The 16,572-nt window shown below is 42.2% G+C and carries 10 protein-coding genes and 2 tRNA genes; 1 reads left to right on the top strand and 11 read right to left on the bottom strand.

Annotated elements, in window-relative coordinates:
* Positions 1–43: 43 nt before the first annotated feature.
* The 5 genes from dnaE to DOD25_RS04185 form a co-directional block, all read right to left on the bottom strand.
* On the bottom strand, positions 44–3,610 hold the full coding sequence (dnaE, locus tag DOD25_RS04165) for a DNA polymerase III subunit alpha (RefSeq protein ID WP_112928786.1): 3,567 nt from the start codon (positions 3,608–3,610) through the stop codon (positions 44–46).
* 46 nt (positions 3,611–3,656) lie between these two features.
* On the bottom strand, positions 3,657–4,595 hold the full coding sequence (locus DOD25_RS04170) for an RluA family pseudouridine synthase (protein WP_004118751.1): 939 nt from the start codon (positions 4,593–4,595) through the stop codon (positions 3,657–3,659).
* A complete protein-coding gene (locus DOD25_RS04175; protein ID WP_004107349.1) occupies positions 4,588–5,082 on the bottom strand; it encodes a signal peptidase II in 495 nt (164 codons plus the stop codon). Before DOD25_RS04175 ends, DOD25_RS04170 begins: the two co-directional genes overlap by 8 nt.
* Positions 5,083–5,178: 96 nt before the next feature.
* The gene (locus DOD25_RS04180) at positions 5,179–6,507 is read right to left on the bottom strand and encodes a DivIVA domain-containing protein (RefSeq protein ID WP_004107347.1); all 1,329 of its coding nucleotides are present in this window, start codon (positions 6,505–6,507) and stop codon (positions 5,179–5,181) included.
* Positions 6,508–6,659: 152 nt separating this feature from the next.
* The gene (locus tag DOD25_RS04185) at positions 6,660–6,938 is read right to left on the bottom strand and encodes a YggT family protein (protein ID WP_064340264.1); all 279 of its coding nucleotides are present in this window, start codon (positions 6,936–6,938) and stop codon (positions 6,660–6,662) included.
* A 173-nt stretch (positions 6,939–7,111) separates the two neighbouring features.
* On the opposite strand from DOD25_RS04185, the gene galE reads away from it, so the two are divergent.
* Positions 7,112–8,122, top strand: a complete 1,011-nt coding sequence (gene galE / locus DOD25_RS04190; protein WP_004108540.1) for a UDP-glucose 4-epimerase GalE — start codon at positions 7,112–7,114, stop codon at positions 8,120–8,122.
* Positions 8,123–8,171: 49 nt separating this feature from the next.
* Here the strand turns inward: galE and DOD25_RS04195 are convergent.
* The 6 genes from DOD25_RS04195 to nrdD form a co-directional block, all read right to left on the bottom strand.
* Positions 8,172–8,244 (bottom strand) — tRNA-Phe (locus DOD25_RS04195).
* A 43-nt stretch (positions 8,245–8,287) separates the two neighbouring features.
* A tRNA-Asp gene (locus tag DOD25_RS04200) sits at positions 8,288–8,361 on the bottom strand.
* Between the two features lie 102 nt (positions 8,362–8,463).
* On the bottom strand, positions 8,464–10,515 hold the full coding sequence (locus tag DOD25_RS04205) for an ABC transporter ATP-binding protein (RefSeq protein ID WP_004118732.1): 2,052 nt from the start codon (positions 10,513–10,515) through the stop codon (positions 8,464–8,466).
* 2 nt (positions 10,516–10,517) lie between these two features.
* Complete coding sequence (locus tag DOD25_RS04210) at positions 10,518–12,368, bottom strand: ABC transporter ATP-binding protein (protein ID WP_101892127.1); 1,851 nt, start codon at positions 12,366–12,368, stop codon at positions 10,518–10,520.
* 858 nt (positions 12,369–13,226) lie between these two features.
* Positions 13,227–13,934 carry an anaerobic ribonucleoside-triphosphate reductase activating protein gene (gene nrdG / locus DOD25_RS04215; RefSeq protein WP_082851874.1) on the bottom strand — a complete coding sequence of 236 codons (708 nt, stop codon included), beginning with the start codon at positions 13,932–13,934 and terminating at the stop codon, positions 13,227–13,229.
* A 220-nt stretch (positions 13,935–14,154) separates the two neighbouring features.
* A complete protein-coding gene (gene nrdD / locus DOD25_RS04220) occupies positions 14,155–16,572 on the bottom strand; it encodes an anaerobic ribonucleoside-triphosphate reductase (protein WP_004118729.1) in 2,418 nt (805 codons plus the stop codon).

A 16,572-nucleotide genomic window follows, 5' to 3' on the forward strand; every position in this document is an offset into this window, starting at 1 on the left:
CATACCTAGTTTTATATTTTATCAAATTAGTAGTGCATATTTTCTACGCACTAGGCAAACAACTAGATCCAAAAACAATTTTCATTTCAGCAAACAAAGAAGTATCTCGCTTTACACGGAAACGATCCCCAAACGTAAGAACTTGCGCCTTGCCAGTATCATCGACAAGAGCCAAGCGCACTTCACAGCAGCCTGGGTGTCGGCTCAAAATGTCACTTAATTGCGCAACATGACCTTTATCTAGAACTTTACGCGGAATAACAACTGTTAAAGGTCTTTCATCCACTGATTCAAGAGTTGGTATTTCAAACTCTGTAGCACGCATTGAAACAGTTTCATCACGCACTTCAACTTGTCCACGAATACGCACAACTTGATCAATTGCAAGTTCTTGCGCTGAAGCTTCGTACACTTTGCCAAAGAACATGCATTGTATTGAACTTTCCATGTCTTCAACTGTGACAATCGCCCAAGCGTTACCTTTTCGAGACACTCGCCTATCTACGCTTGTAACTAGGCCTGCAATAGTTACTTGCTGACCGTCACTCATAGTTCTCGCTCTGTCGATCAGTTGAGCGATTGACATCTCACGTAAATCTGCCAAAACTGCAGACAATCCGCTTAGTGGATGATCAGAAACGTACAATCCAAGCATTTCTCGCTCAAAATTAAGCTTTGTCTTTTTATCCCACTCTTCAACATCCGGTACAGTAATTTGCATATCTCCCATACCGTTGTCGTCATCCGAGTCAGAAGACGAATCAAGATCAGCAAATAAATCAAACTGGCCCTCTGCCTGCTTACGCTTAAGCGCAATCACAGAATCAATTGCAGGATCACAAATTTGAAACAGCGCACGACGATTTGAATCAATAGAATCAAAAGCTCCAGCTTTAATAAGTGATTCTACTAAACGCCGATTAAGTGCACTAATAGGAACACGTTGTACGAAATCCATAAAGTTTACGAAACGTCCGCGCTCACCTTCGCGCTCAGTAATAATATCGTTTACTGCTTTGTCTCCAACGTTACGAATAGCACCCAAACCAAAGCGCACAACATCTCCAACTGCGGAATACTCAAGAACAGACTCGTTTACATCAGGTTGCAAAACTTGAATACCCATGCGCCTTGCCTCGCCCAAGTACAGTGCAGTTTTGTCTTTATTCGTACGTTCGTTTTGAAGCAAAGCTGCCATAAATTCCACAGGATAATGCGTTTTTAGGTATGCAGTCCAGTAAGAAATCAAGCCATAAGCTGCAGAGTGAGCTTTATTAAACGCGTAACCAGAGAACGGAACCAAAACATCCCACACAGCTTGTGCAGCTTCTTCAGAATATCCGTGAGCTTTCATACCTTCAAAGAACGGCACTTGCTCTTTTGCCAGCACTTCCGGCTTTTTCTTGCCCATTGCTCGACGTAACACATCTGCTTTACCAAGACTGTAGCCTGCTAAAATACGCGCTGCAGACTGCACCTGCTCCTGGTAAACAATCAAACCGTAAGTTTCGTCCAAAACTTCCTTTAACGGCTCAGCAACTTCTGGATGAATAGGGATAATATCTTGCAAACCATTCTTGCGCTTAGCGTAATTCGTATGCGAATCCATATCCATAGGACCAGGCCTGTAAAGTGCAATCAAAGCCGAAATATCGTTGAAATTATCCGGTTTCAAAGTACGTAGAAGCGCACGCATACCGTCGGAATCAAGCTGAAAAACGCCTAAAGTGTCACCCCTAGAAAGCAGTTGATAAGTAGCTTTATCGTCTAACGGAATCTTAGTATAATCAATCGGATCCTTCCCATTATTTTCAATATTTCGCAAAGTATCGCGAATAACCGTTAAGTTAGAAAGCCCCAAAAAGTCCATTTTTACAAGACCGAGCGTTTCACAAGTGTGATACTCAAAAGTTGTAGTAATAGTACCGTCAGTACGCTCTAAAAGCGGTGAAGTGTTTGTAATTGGCTCCGAACCCATGATTGTTGCACAAGCGTGCACACCTGTTTGACGAATCAAACCTTCAATGCCCTTAGCTTCTTCCGTAATGCGATGAGTATCTGGATCCGTGTCGTACATTTCGCGAAACTCGCGCGCTTCAGCATATCGCTTTGATTTTTCGTCGAAAATATCGTGCAAGCTCATGTCTTTGCCGTTTTTAGCAGGAGGAAGAACTTTCGTAATTTTTTCGCCCACTGAAAACTCGTAGCCCATAATACGCGCAGAATCTTTAAGAGCTTGCTTCGTTTTAATAGTTCCGTAAATAACGCACTGAGCAACTTTATCTCTACCGTATTTTTCGCCCACGTATTCAAGAACTTTAGCTCGACCATCCGGGTCAAAATCAACGTCAATATCAGGCAAGGATACTCGCTCTGGGTTTAAGAAGCGTTCGAAAATCAGACCATGCTTCATAGGATCAAGCTCTGTGATGCCCATTGCGTACGCAACCATAGCACCTGCAGCAGAACCACGACCAGGACCTACCATTACACCATGCGCTTTAGCCCAATTAATATAATCTGCAACAACTAAAAAGTATCCACAGAATTGCATTTGGCAAATCACACCGCACTCGTAATCAGCCTGCTTTAAAACTTCCATTGGAATGTTGTTATTGTAACGACGCTCCAAACCTTCCTCGACTTTTTTAAGGAATAGCGAAGTCTCATCCCAACCCTCAGGACAGTCAAATTGCGGCATAAAAGCGCCATCTTCGCCGTCGTCGAACATAACATTGCATCGACGAGCAATCTCAAGCGTGTTATCGCAAGCTTCTGGAAATTCTTCAAAAAGCTCACGCATTTGCTCAGCGGACTTCAAATAGTATCCTGAACCGTCAAACTTAAAACGGTCAGGATCGTCAAGCCTAGAACCAGAATTAATGCATAACATAGCATCTTGCGCTTCACGATCTTCTTCATGAACGTAATGCAAATCGTTTGTTGCAAGAAGAGGTGCGTTAAGTTTTTTTGCAATTTCAAGCAAGTCTTTAGTTACGCGCGTTTCAATAGAAAGCCCGTGATTCATAAGCTCAATAAAGAAATTGTCACGCCCGAAAATATCTTGAAACTCGCCAGCTGCTCGTAAAGCCTCTTTGAACTGACCTAAACGAAGACGCGTTTGAATAATTCCAGAAGGGCATCCTGAAGACGCAATTACACCTTTTGAGTAAGTTGAAAGCACGTCTTTATCCATACGCGGGTAGCGCATTACACGGCCTTCAAGATTTGCAACAGACGAAGCTTTAAGAAGATTTGTTAAGCCGGTATCATTTTCCGCCCACAAAGTCATATGCGTAATTAAACCGCCGCCAGAAACGTCATCTGCACGCTGATCTTCCGTGCCCCAATGCACGCGACTTTTGTCTTGTCTTGCTGTTTCCGGAGTAACATACGCTTCTATGCCAATAATTGGCTTAATTCCAGCTTTTACAGCCGTACTCCACATTTCGTACGCGCCGTGCATGTTGCCATGATCCGTAATTGCAACAGCCGGCATACCTAATTCTTTAGCGCGCGCTACTAAATCAGGTATTTTTGACGCACCATCTAGAAGTGAATAATGCGTGTGATTGTGTAAATGCACAAAATTGGTTTCCGGCTGAGTCATAAAAGATATTCTATAAGCGAAAGTTGACTGAAAAAACGCAAAAACGTTACTTTAATAATGCTCGCATAGCTTCTAACGCGTGTTGCAAATCAAGAGGATAATGCGACTTAACAGTCACTGATTTACCCGTGCGCGGATGCGTAAAAGTAAGTTCCATAGAATGCAACCATTGACGTTGCAACCCAAGTTTTTGAGCCAAAACTGGGTTCGCTCCATACATTGAATCCCCAACCAAAGGATGACCTATAGACGAAAAATGAACGCGTATTTGATGCGTACGACCAGTTTCCAAATTAACACTTGCTAACGTTGCTTGACCAAAACGCTCAAGCACATCCCAGTGCGTAACAGCAGGCTTGCCGTCCGAAGTAATAGTAAAACGAAAATCAGATACTTTTGCGCGACCTATAGGAGCATCAATAGTTGCCTTATCTTGCGCTAAATCTCCTTGAACAAGCGCATGATATGTTTTTTTAACGATATGCTTTGCAAACTGATTTTTCATTGCTTCATAGGCAAAGTCTGTTTTGCAAATTATCATTAATCCGCTTGTTCCAACGTCTAATCTGCTTACGATTCCTTTGCGCGATTCGTCGCACAGCGTTGTTTTTATATCTATTCCAGCAGCTTCTAGGCATTCTGGAACTGTCGGCCCGCTCCATCCTTTTGCTGCGTGAGACGCCACTCCAACAGGCTTATCTATTACAACAACATCGTCGTCGTCGTAAATGATTGGAATATTACATACAGAAGATTTATTATTTCGCTCTTCTTTTCGTTCTGCACTTTCTTTTTGATCGACAACAATCGTATCTCCATCTTGTAAAATGGAGGATTTTTGTGATTTTCTACCTAAGATTTTCGCTTGGTTACGCTCAATAAGAGATATCGCATTTGCACGCGAAACTCCCATTAGCTTTGATAAGCAAACGTCAAATCTGCAGCCGGAAAATTGGCTTGTAACTTTAAAGCAAATATCACTCATCGGCATGCTCTAAAAGAGGAATCCCAATCAAAATAAGGCATACAACTGCGATTCCTGCAAACATAAGCTCAATATCCGCAACGTTGCCAACAGACCAACCGTAGTTTATAAAATCTACGACTTTGCCATTCAAAAAACCTTGAGCATATTGCGCTCTATCAATGAGGTTTCCAAAAGCTCCAGCAAACGCTAGAGCAAACGCAATAGTCCAATACAAAGATTTTGTGTGCTTAATAGCCGCTATCATGGCACCACAAGCAGCACAAGCTAATACGCTAATAACCCATGTAAAAGAAGAACCTAAGCCAAATGATGCTCCAGGATTTCGTACAAGAGTTAAAGAAAGCAAGTGCGGCACAAGCTCAATGTTTTTCCCGTCACTAAGCGTCGACAAAGCCCAGAGTTTTGTTATGCGATCTAGCACAACACCAATAAAAACAATCAGTGCAAAAACGGCTACGCGAGTACGTAGCCGTTTCACACGCACATCTCTATGCGTCAATATTTATCCGATCTTTAGTAATTCAAATAGTATCGGTGCAGTGCGCAACATTTTAAAATATCAGTTACGCACTGCTAAAAACTACTCTTGCTTACCAGATTCCTCACCCTGCTTCTGACCTAATCCAGCATAGGTATTTTCATCAGAAACTTGAGCAACCAATTGACCAAGGAAATCAGTCAAGCGAGTACGATATTCAGTTTCAAACTGCTTGAGGCTCTGAATATTCCCTTCAATAACTTGAGTTTGCTTCTCAAGATTCTCACGTACCTGACGAGCATATGCATCAGCAGCTGTACGAGTTGTAGAATCATAGTCTGCAGCACGATGCTGTACTTCAGCCTCATACTGGTCAGCTTGATCATGCGTCTGCTTAGAGTAATCATCAGCAGCTTGACGAACCTTACCAGAGTAAGCATCAGCTTCATTGTGAGCACGAGCAGCATAAGAATCAGCATCGCTGCGAGTACGAGTAGAGTAATCGTCAGCATCAGCATGAGTCTGTTTGCTGTACTCTTCAGCTTCAGAACGAGTACGTGCAGAATATTCATCCGCCTTAGCAACAGTTTCATTATAACGAGCTTGGCTTTCTTCAACAATTTGCTGAGCCTTAGCCTTGCCCTTATCTACATATTGATCATGCAATTGCATAGCAAGAGTCAACATTGCAGTTGCACGTTCTGGTTCAGAACCTTGTGCTTCTGCACCAGCACCAGCAATCTTTTGCAAGCTACCTGTTTCAGTATTTGGCTCCATCTTAGCAACCTGCTTTCGAAGCTGCTCTTCACGCTGACGGGACTCTTCCAATTGCTTGGAAAGTTCCTCAATCTTAGTGTTTTCTTGCTGAGTGACAACAAGCTGCTGACGAACAGTTTCAAGCTCGCGACCCAAGTTTTCGCTGCTTGCACGGAAGTCGTCACGCTCGCGAGTAACAGTTTCAAGCTCTTTTTGAACCTGCTTAGCATTGTCTGCTTGAGCAGTTTGAGCAGTTAACTGATCTACCTGTGCACCCAAACCATCTAACTGTTCCTTCAACTGCTGGTTTTGAGCAGTCAAAGCACGATTACTTTCTTCAGCTTCACGCAACTTAGTTGCAGTAGCTTCAAGTTGAGAAGCAGCTTCATTTGATTCACCCTGCTTCTTAGAAGCATTACGCAATGCCTCATTTTCTTTAGTTAAGGATTCTACCTTAGAAGTTAACTCAGCAATCTTCGTATTCAAACCCGCAACATCACGGCCAAGAGATTGCGTGGAAGCCCCTAGGCCCTGCACTGCCTGCTGACCGAGTGCTTCTATTGTTTCTGTAACCTGATCGAGAAACTCGTCGACCTCGTCAACGTCATAACCTCCCTTAAAACGTACAATTTGGAAGGTATGCTCTCGAATGTCCTTAGGCGTCAACAGAGTCATATGCTTTACACCTCGCTTTTTGGGCACAGCCCTTTGATATATATCTATTCGATGCTATCACGTCCGCAGAAAATTAGTGCGGTTAATACAAAAATTTATGTAACAAAACGCCGCTTTTATAAAAATTACGCGTTGAAAAAACGTAAACTCATCTATAACCAAATTTGAAGAACGTATAAAGCAAAATATAAAAGCATATAACTTACGTCAATACTAATATTTCCACAACGAGTTGGCGGAATAAACTTGCGCAATATGCGCAATGGCGGCTCTGTTATGAAATAAACAATTCGTATTAGAAAATTAAAAACACCTCTAGGACGCATACGAGGAACAAGCACAAATAACCAATCTGCAACCATTCGAATAATCATTATTATCAAATAAGCGCGTATGATCACACGCAATACAGATAACGCAACAAATATCATTCGAACATCACCTTACAAAATAATACAACTGACACATTTAAGTTAAGCATACGCTGCAGAATCAAAATGCAAGCATAACAAATGCTATGCAACAGATGCATAGCATTAAACTTCAGTTTTACGAGATATAATCTCACTGATTGTATTGATATTATTTAAAAGGAAGGTCTACAATGACTGTTCTTGTTACAGGTGGATGCGGATACATTGGAGCACACGTAGTTCACGCCTTACATGAAACAAAGCAAAATGTCGTCGTCGTTGACGATTTAAGCTACGGAAAGCCTACAAGAATTGAAGGCGCACGTCTTTATGGTATGGATATCTCTTCTCCTGATGCAGGAAAGCGACTTGCGCAAATTATGAAAGATGAGCACGTCGATGCTGTAATTCACTTTGCTGCTAGAAAGCAAGTTGGAGAGTCCGTAGAAAAGCCACTTTGGTATTATCAACAGAATATTAACGGCATGCTTAATGTGCTTGAAGGCATGAAAGATAGCGGAGTTAAGAAGCTCGTATTTTCCTCTTCTGCAGCAACTTATGGAGTGCCTCCCGTTGAAGTTGTACCAGAAGATGTTGTGCCAATGTTGCCAATTAACCCTTATGGTCAAACCAAGCTTTTTGGCGAGTGGATGGCACGTGCTTGCGAGCACACATACGGAATTCGCTTCTGCGCACTGCGTTACTTCAACGTAGCTGGATGCGGGCCGGTGGAATTGGAAGATCCTGCGATTTTGAACTTAATTCCTATGCTTCTTGACAGACTACAGCGAGGAAAAGCACCTGCTATTTTTGGCGACGACTACCCTACTGCTGATGGTACTTGCATTCGCGACTATATTCACGTTTCTGATTTAGCAGACGCGCATATTGCGGCACTTACGTATTTGGATCGCGACGAGCGCAAGTACGACGCTTTTAACGTAGGAACTGGTAAGGGTACGTCTGTGCGCGAAATTGTTGACGAAGTGCGCAGAGTGACCGGTTTGCCATTTAAAGAAACTGTTCTTGATCGCAGAGCTGGAGATCCTCCACAGCTTATTGGCAGCACGAAGCGAATTAACGAAGAAATGGGATGGCATGCTCGCTACGACGTTAAGGATATCGTAGAATCTGCTTGGGCAGCTTGGCAGGCAAATCCTGAGCATCATATTGATGTTGATTCGTGGAAGCAGCTTGACTAGCGAATAAAACAAAACGCGCGGCACAAATCGTGTCGCGCGTTTTTTGTTGTGGCTCCGAGCGGGATCGATCCGCTGACCTAGCGATTTTCAGTCGCTCGCTCTACCAACTGAGCTACAGAGCCATGATGAATAAAAAACCCGGCGAACCGGGTATTCTACTAATCGCGACCCCGGCCGGACTTGAACCGGTGACCTCCGCCGTGACAGGGCGGCGCTCTAACCAACTGAGCTACGGGGCCGTGGCTTTGTTCTCTCGAACAGCCGAGTCACTATCTTACAGAATCCTTAGCAAAATGCAAGTGCCGCGCGTGTTCGGCGTGTTGCAGCACAAAATCAAGCTATTATTCAAGCTCAACAGCTCCAGTGCAAAGCTGATAATACTCCCCACGTTTTGCCAATAATTCCTCATGTGAACCGCGTTCAATAATGCGACCGTGATCCAGCACCATAATCACATCAGAATTGCGCACTGTAGACAGCCTGTGAGCGATTACAAATACAGTGCGCCCTTCCATCAAAGAATCCATTCCATGTTGAACTAATTCTTCAGTATGCGTGTCAATCGATGAAGTTGCTTCATCGAGAATTAACACAGGCGGATTTTCTACTGCAGCACGAGCAATAGAAATAAGCTGTTTCTGACCTTGAGAAAGCCCTTCACCACCATTGTTAAGCTGCGTATTGTATCCGTCAGGAAGATGAGAAATAAACGCGTCAGCATGAGCCAATTTTGCAGCTTGAATACAATCTTCGTCGCTAGCATCAAGATTTCCATAACGAATATTGTCCATTATTGTGCCTGTAAATAAATTCACATCTTGCAAAACAGTGCCAATAGCGTGGCGCAAATCCGTTTTGCAAATATCGCGCACGTCAATGCCATCATACAAAATTTGTCCATCATCAATGTCGTAAAAACGCGTAAGAAGGTTAGCAATAGTAGTTTTTCCAGCACCCGTAGCTCCAACAAGAGCAACTTTTTGACCAGGTTTTGCAAACCACGTAATATCGTGCAAAACTGGATGATTTTCTTTGTAACCAAACACAACATCCGTAAAACGCACGTCGCCTCGAAGCAAAGTATAGCGACCATCTTTAGAAGTGCGAGCATCTCGCTTTGCATGGCACACAATCTCTTGAGCCATTTCGCTTAAGTTTTGAGCGCGCTTTTTAGCTTTAGTGCCATTATCTTGCTTTGATCTTTTCCAAGCCCAATAAATATTGCTTCCTTCAGATTGTTCGTCTACTTCTTCAAGCACATCAAATGCTGATTTTTCTTCAAGATCTTCATCAGACTGAGGTACACGCACTTTAACTAATTGCACACTGCCAGAATCAAGTTCTGGCTTTTCATCAAGTAACTCAAAAATACGAGAAGCTCCTGCAAGAGCCATCATAAGTGCGTTAGCTTGCATTGTAATTTCGCCAATAGGGTTAATAAATGCGCGCGAAAGTGCCAGCAAAGATATAAGCGTACCCAATGTAAGAGTACTAGATCCAGATAATCCCAGCGTTGGCAGACCCACTGAAGCAGCCCACGCACCAAGTAAAGCAATTAATACATAAAGCAAATAGCTTGCATTACTAATAACAGGCATTACGTTATTTGCATAAGAATTCGCACTTGCAGAAATTTTTTGCACTTTTTCTATGCAATTATCTAATTTTTCAATAGAATCTGCTTCATGATTGAAAATTTTAATTACTTTGCTTCCAGTTGCAGATTCTTCAACAAACTCATTTAACTCGCCTAATGCATGCTGGAATTGTTCAAATAAACTGCCAGATTTCTTTAGCATAAAACGCACTAAATAAAGCAATATTGCAGTGAATATAGCTACAAAAACTGCAACCGGAAGCGATAAGCACATAATAGATATAAACGCTGCCAAAATTGACATTAGTGCAGAAAAAGAGTCAGGAAAAGCCCACGAAATTGCTTCACGAAGAACCTCAGTATCGTTTGTGTAACGGCTCATAATATCGCCGTAACCTTGAGAATCTAAGTAACGCAATGAAAGCTTCTGCTGATGCTTAAACATAGAATCTCGCAAATCACGCATAACACTTTCAGATATATTCGCAACAAGCCTGCTCCAAAGCCAAGAACAAAACACGCCAACAACATAAACACTTGCCATCAGAATAATCATGCGAACAAGAGGCGTCCAATCCTGATTATGCTTACCGACAAGCGGAAGAATATACGAGTCGACAAGAGATTGCAAAAACATTGCGCTTGCAGCTTGCACAATTGCGCTAACTATTATTGATGCAATAATTACGCAAATTTTAACTCGATACACAAGCACATAAGAGGCAAGTCTGCTAAGAGTTTTCCAACTAATAGCTGAATCATTTTTAGAAGAGTGAGCCGTTTTATTCTTAGCCATTGTTATTTAGCTCCTTCTTCTTTAGTTGCGCTAGTTATGCGACTTTTTTCTTGAGAAACCGCCATATTTCTGTAAATTTCACAAGATTTAAATAATTCATCATGCGAACCGTTAGCAACAACACGACCATCTTTAAGAACAACAATAATATCCGCATGTTCGATTGAAGATATGCGCTGAGCAACGATAATTTGCGTAGAATCAGGCATAAACTTTTTCAAGCCATCGCGAATTTTACTATCCGTTTTCATATCAACCGCACTCATCGAGTCGTCGAGGATTAAAATTTTCGGCTTCCTCAAAAGTGCGCGCGCAATGCACAAACGCTGTCGCTGACCACCGGAAACATTCTTACCACCCTGGTCAATATGCGTATTGTAGCCGTCTGGTAAATCTTTAATAAACTCATCAGCACAAGCAATTTCGCAAGCTTGACGCAAATCATTATCGCTTGCTTCCGCCCTACCCCAGCGAAGATTTTCTGCAATTGTGCCACTAAACAAAATATTTTTTTGTAGAACAACACCAACTTCTTCACGCAAACTAGAAGAATCATAATCGCGAATATCTTTTCCGCCTACAAAAAGAGTGCCAGAAGTTACGTCATAAAGTCTTGCAATTAATTGCACTAAACTTGATTTTCCAGATCCCGTTGCACCAACAACGCCAACAGTTGCTCCAGAAGGAATAGATATATTTATATCATGTAAAATTTCCTGTTCTGCTGGAGTGGATTCATCTGTATTATCTGATTGAGGATAGCGTAACGAAACATTTTCAAAACGCACAGAAGCGTCAGAAAGCTTTGTAAGTGGATGCTTGGAAACAACTTCAGTATTTCGAGATTGCAAAACATGTGAAATACGATGCATCGAAGCTCGAGCTGTTAACGACATTACAAAAACTGCAACTAAATTCGCTAAAGCAAACAAAATTTGCAAAGCATACACTACTAATGCAGCAAGATTTCCCGTTGTTAAACCAAAAGCAGGATTATTTCCTGAAGCCACAATTTCGTGCGAAGCCAACCACGCAATAAGCAGCATGCCAGAATAAAAACATAAGTTAAACAAAGGAATACTGCAATTTAACACATACTCAGCTTTAATAAAATAATCATAGATTTTATGCGAAATACGCGTAAAACGACTTATTTCATAATCAGAACGCACATAAGACTTTACGACGCGAATATTATGCAAATTCTCGCCAACTCTATTATTCATCTCGTCAATCATTCGATAAATTCGAGAAAATGCTGGAGCAACTATACTCGCACCAAAAGCGCCAATTGCACCAACAATAGGCACGAATGAAAGAAAAACCCACGAGATAGCAGGGCTAATTGAAAAAGTAAACCACCAAGCAGTGATGATAATCATAACGCTGCGAACACCAGAGCGAATAATCATTTGGTAAGCAAATTGCACATTTGACACATCGCTAGTCATACGCGTAACAACAGTGCCGCTAGAAAACTTATCTAAATCAGAAAAACTTAAACCTTGCAAGCGTGAAAACATGTTGTGGCGCAAATTTTTACCAAAACCAGCACTAGAATGCGCGCAGCAAATACCAGAAATAATGCCTGTAATCATTGCAATTGCAGCAAAAATGAGCAATTGCAAACCATAATATTGCACAGCTTCTTGAGAACGTGACATAATGCCAAAATCAATAAGATTTGACATTACTGTAGGGATCTCAATTTGCATAGCAGCTTCAACGAGAATAGTAACAACTGTTAAAACGCCAAGAAAACGGTACTTTTTTAAAGATAACAGAATCGTACGCAATGCGCGAGGAGGATTATTGCTAATTTTTCGTGAATTGTTCTTCGGCTTTTCTGCCATTGCATCCCTTCCCCTACATAACGTCATGTGTAGGTTTAATAATATCACTTCTTCAAATACATATTTGAATTATTGCGCATGGCGCATTTCCGTATTGAGTTACTTCATTACCAAATGCATAAATAGATGAATCTTTGACATAGTAGTATACAGACAAATCACATACGAAAAAGTGCTTCTACACATTCAAATTATAAACAACGATTGATTTCATCTTATAAAAAATTATATAATAAAAAAATGTATATTCGCATGTATAAAGAGGTACTGTCATGAATATAAAAAAGCTATTAATAGAATACTTACTTGCTCAGTAGCATTATCCATGTCTTTTTTACTATCATTGCAAGTTCAAGCCAACACCCAAGAAGAAACTTATGAGTAACACAAAGATAGTTGGCGCTGTAGCACAGCAGAAAGGCATTCGTGTCGACTTGCAGTGAGAATTTCCAATTAATATCAATAATTATGTGAGGAACAATATGAACAGCAAACACATAGTTCTACTGCCAATAACGCTGCTTTGTTATATTTCGTCAGCTATTTATTTCTTTAAACAATTGAAGGACTTAAAAGACGATAACACTTGTATTAATACTGTTAGTCTCACCATTCAAGCATTCGTCCTATTAATATTACTAATCTATCTTTTATATTTATGCAAAGAAAAAACATACCCAACTGTATATCGTTTAGTTACAGTATTTATGAGCATAGTTAGCATAATTCTTTTGACAGTTTGCAATACAGATGTTACTAGGTTAATTATATTTAGCTTAACATGTGTATATGTATGCATTCTTATAATCGTCCACAAACATTGTTAAATATATCGTATGAGTGGCGCATTCAATAGGATTACGAAGCATCACCTTCGCCTTGCGCGCGGTCTTTTCCGTAAATTGACGGAATAAAACGCTCCTGATCGTGAAGCTTTTCCCAGATTACAGGAGGATTTTGCGGATTTTCCAACGACTTTGGCACGTCAATAATTCGCTGATTACTAGAGCCGCGGAATTGCAGCAGCGAATCGTGCAAATCTTTCATATAACGGCCGTCAACAAGAATATCAATGTAACGTAGCAACTCAAGCTTATCAGGCGTCTCCCCTTTGCGCATAAGCTCTTCCCAAGTGTATCCAGTCCAACTCCAAATGTCTTTCGTATGACCAAATTCGCTTCTAATACGCTTGCAAAGAGGCAATAAAATGCCAGTATTAAGCAGCGGCTCGCCGCCAAGAAGCGTTAAACCTTGCACATAAGGCTGCGCCAAATCTTCCATGATTTGATCTTCAAGCTTTTGAGTATAAGGATGACCTGCGCGAAAATCCCAAATCGACTCGTTATAGCACTCAACGCAATGGAACGGGCAGCCGGAAACGTAAAGCGAACAACGAATTCCCTCGCCGTCAGTCATCAAAAAACGCTTGTAATCGGCGATCATCCCCTGGCTCATGCGCTCACTAGACCACTGTCCTGCGCGAGGGTTATTGGAAAGAGAGGTAGGAATCCACGGTCCACGATTCACGTCTGCAGGCGCAAAATCGTGCAAACTCATGCGAGCCATATCCAACCCCCTTCCAAACCGAATAAGCAACTAAAAAATAAACGACCAAATTTGCGAAAATAAAATAAATCCAGCCGTTAGAAAGTGCAATCACAAAACGCAATACATTTCTAACGGCCAGATTATCACCAAACAACAAACACAAGAAAAGCTATTTATTTAGCTAAATTATCTAGTCATACTTATTTTACTAAGTTTCAACATAGTAAATTAGCTAAGTTTATTTTGTTTCCTCATACCATTCACGAGACTCACCGTTGTTAAGAGTCACATGGCCAGTTTCGCCAGACATGTGCTTTACGCGGTGAGCGATTTCTTCGTGACGTCCGTGAACCATTGGGCGCTGAACAGGATTGCCCAAGTAGCCGCAAGTACGCTTAGTCACATTGCACTTATCTGGGTCGCTGTTGCCGCACTCCGGGCAACGGAAGCCTTCTTTAGTCGGCTCAAAATCGCCCTGGAATCCACAAACGAAGCAGTGATCGATTGGCGTATTCGTACCCAAGTAACCGATGCCAATCTTGTAAGCGTAATCCCAAACAGCTTCCAAAGCCTTAGGATTCGCCTGCAAGCATGGGAACTCGCAGTAGTTAATAAAGCCGCCGGAAGCAAGATACGGGAAGTCAACCTCGTAGCGAAGCTTCTCCATAGGAGTTGGCTGCAACCAAACCGGGTAATGGAAGGAATTAGTGTAGAAGTCGTGATCGGTAACGCCTTCAATGCGGCCGAACTTCTGACGATCCATACGGTTAAAGCGGTCAGTCAAAGACTCAGCAGGAGTTGAGTAAACAGAATAATGGTAGCCTTCAGCCTTTGACCACTGCTGGCAAAGCTTATTCATGCGGCGAACCAAAGAAAGCGCAAACTCCTTGCCTTCCTCATTCCAGCTGTGATCTTGCATCCAATCCTTGCCGAAGAACACTGCAGTAGTTTCGTACAAGCCAATGTAACCAAGCGAAACTGTAGCGCGCTCGTTACGGAACAGCTGATCCACACTTTCGTTAGCTTCCAAACGACCAAAAGCACCGTAACGGAATAGCGTTGGAGCGTTTACAGGAGTTGCTTGCTTGCAACGCATAATACGGAATCGCAAAGCTTGGTGAGCTACTTCCATACGCTCGTCAAAAAGCTTCCAGAAGCGAGTCACATCGCCGTGAGATTCAAGAGCAATACGTGGCATGTTAACAGTTACAACGCCAAGATTCATACGACCGTCTTCAACGTCCTTGCCGGTCTTTGGATCAATCCAACCCTGAAGGAATGAGCGGCAACCCATAGGAGCCTTGAAGGAGCCAGTAATCTTAATAATATTCTCGTAGAACACAACATCCGGATACATGCGCTTAGTAGAGCACTCAAGCGCAAGCTGCTTCAAATCGTAGTTCGGGTCGCCAGCGTCTGCGTTTACACCGTGCTTAATAGTAAACACAAGCTTAGGGAAGATTGCAGTATGACGATCTTTGCCGAGACCACGAATACGGTTAAGCAAAATAGCGCGCTGAATTTCGCGAGCAAACCAAGAAGTACCCAAGCCAAAGCCAACAGTTACGAACGGAGTCTGACCGTTAGAAACACGGTTGGAATTAATTTGATATTCCATCGTTTGCATAGCGTCGTAAATAGCTTTACGCGTCATAATCTTTGCATAAACTTCACGAAGCTGATCAAGCTCACTCAAGTTTTCGTCAAAAGGAGTATCAGCAGGAAGTGGATCTCTGTCCAAGCAATGAAGATTCTTAGGCTCCTGAGCTTTTAGGCCGTCAATCATATCTTTTGCGACTTGAATTGGCGTGGAATCAGGAATCATAGCGTGCGCCATAGCAAGATTTTTGTCGTAATCGCACTTAGCATAAGGCTCAAGCATCTCGTCAGCGCGATTAACAGTCTGACCACCATATTGCGCTCCAGCAATATCCTTAATAATTTGCGTAACCTGAGTTGCAGCAGTACCAATAGACTTTGGGCTATCCATCATTGCGTTACCAAGAGCAAAGCCCTTAGCAAGCATATCGCCAAAATCAGGAAGCGAGCAGTTGCTCATGCAAGTAAATGGCGAATAATCAGCGTCGTGGAAGTGAATATCACCCTTCATATGAGCGTTAGAAACTGCGTGAGGAAGCATAGAGAACGCAGAAGCCTTGGAAACAGCGCCTGCAAGAAGATCGCGCTGAGTTGCATAAACATTGGAATCCTTATTTGCGTTTTCGCGAACAAGAGACTCATCACGATTTACAAGGCGGTTAACAGCCTCGTTGATATCGGTAGCTTTAGCGCGGTCGATATCTCGGTTCAGTCGGTAGCTCGTGTAGCAGCGAGCAACCTCGTAAAGATGATTCTCAATAAGACTGTGCTCAACCAAAGTCTGAATATCTTCGATTTTTGCTGGACCATTGTAACGATCCTGAATCTCAGCTTCAATATGATCTGAAATATCGCGAATCATCTGCTCTTCTTGCGGACCGACTTCCTTGCCTAAGTCCTTAAAAGCAGCCTTAATTGCCATAATGATATTCAGCGGATCAAAATCAACTACGCGACCATCGCGCTTTTCGACCTGCACACGAGAAACTGGAGCTTCAACTACATCATCCGTACAATTTTCTGCGCTTGTGACAGCAGTTTCTTCCAAAACCTGCAT

It is taken from the genome of Gardnerella leopoldii (assembly GCF_003293675.1).
GTDB lineage: Bacteria > Actinomycetota > Actinomycetes > Actinomycetales > Bifidobacteriaceae > Bifidobacterium > Bifidobacterium leopoldii.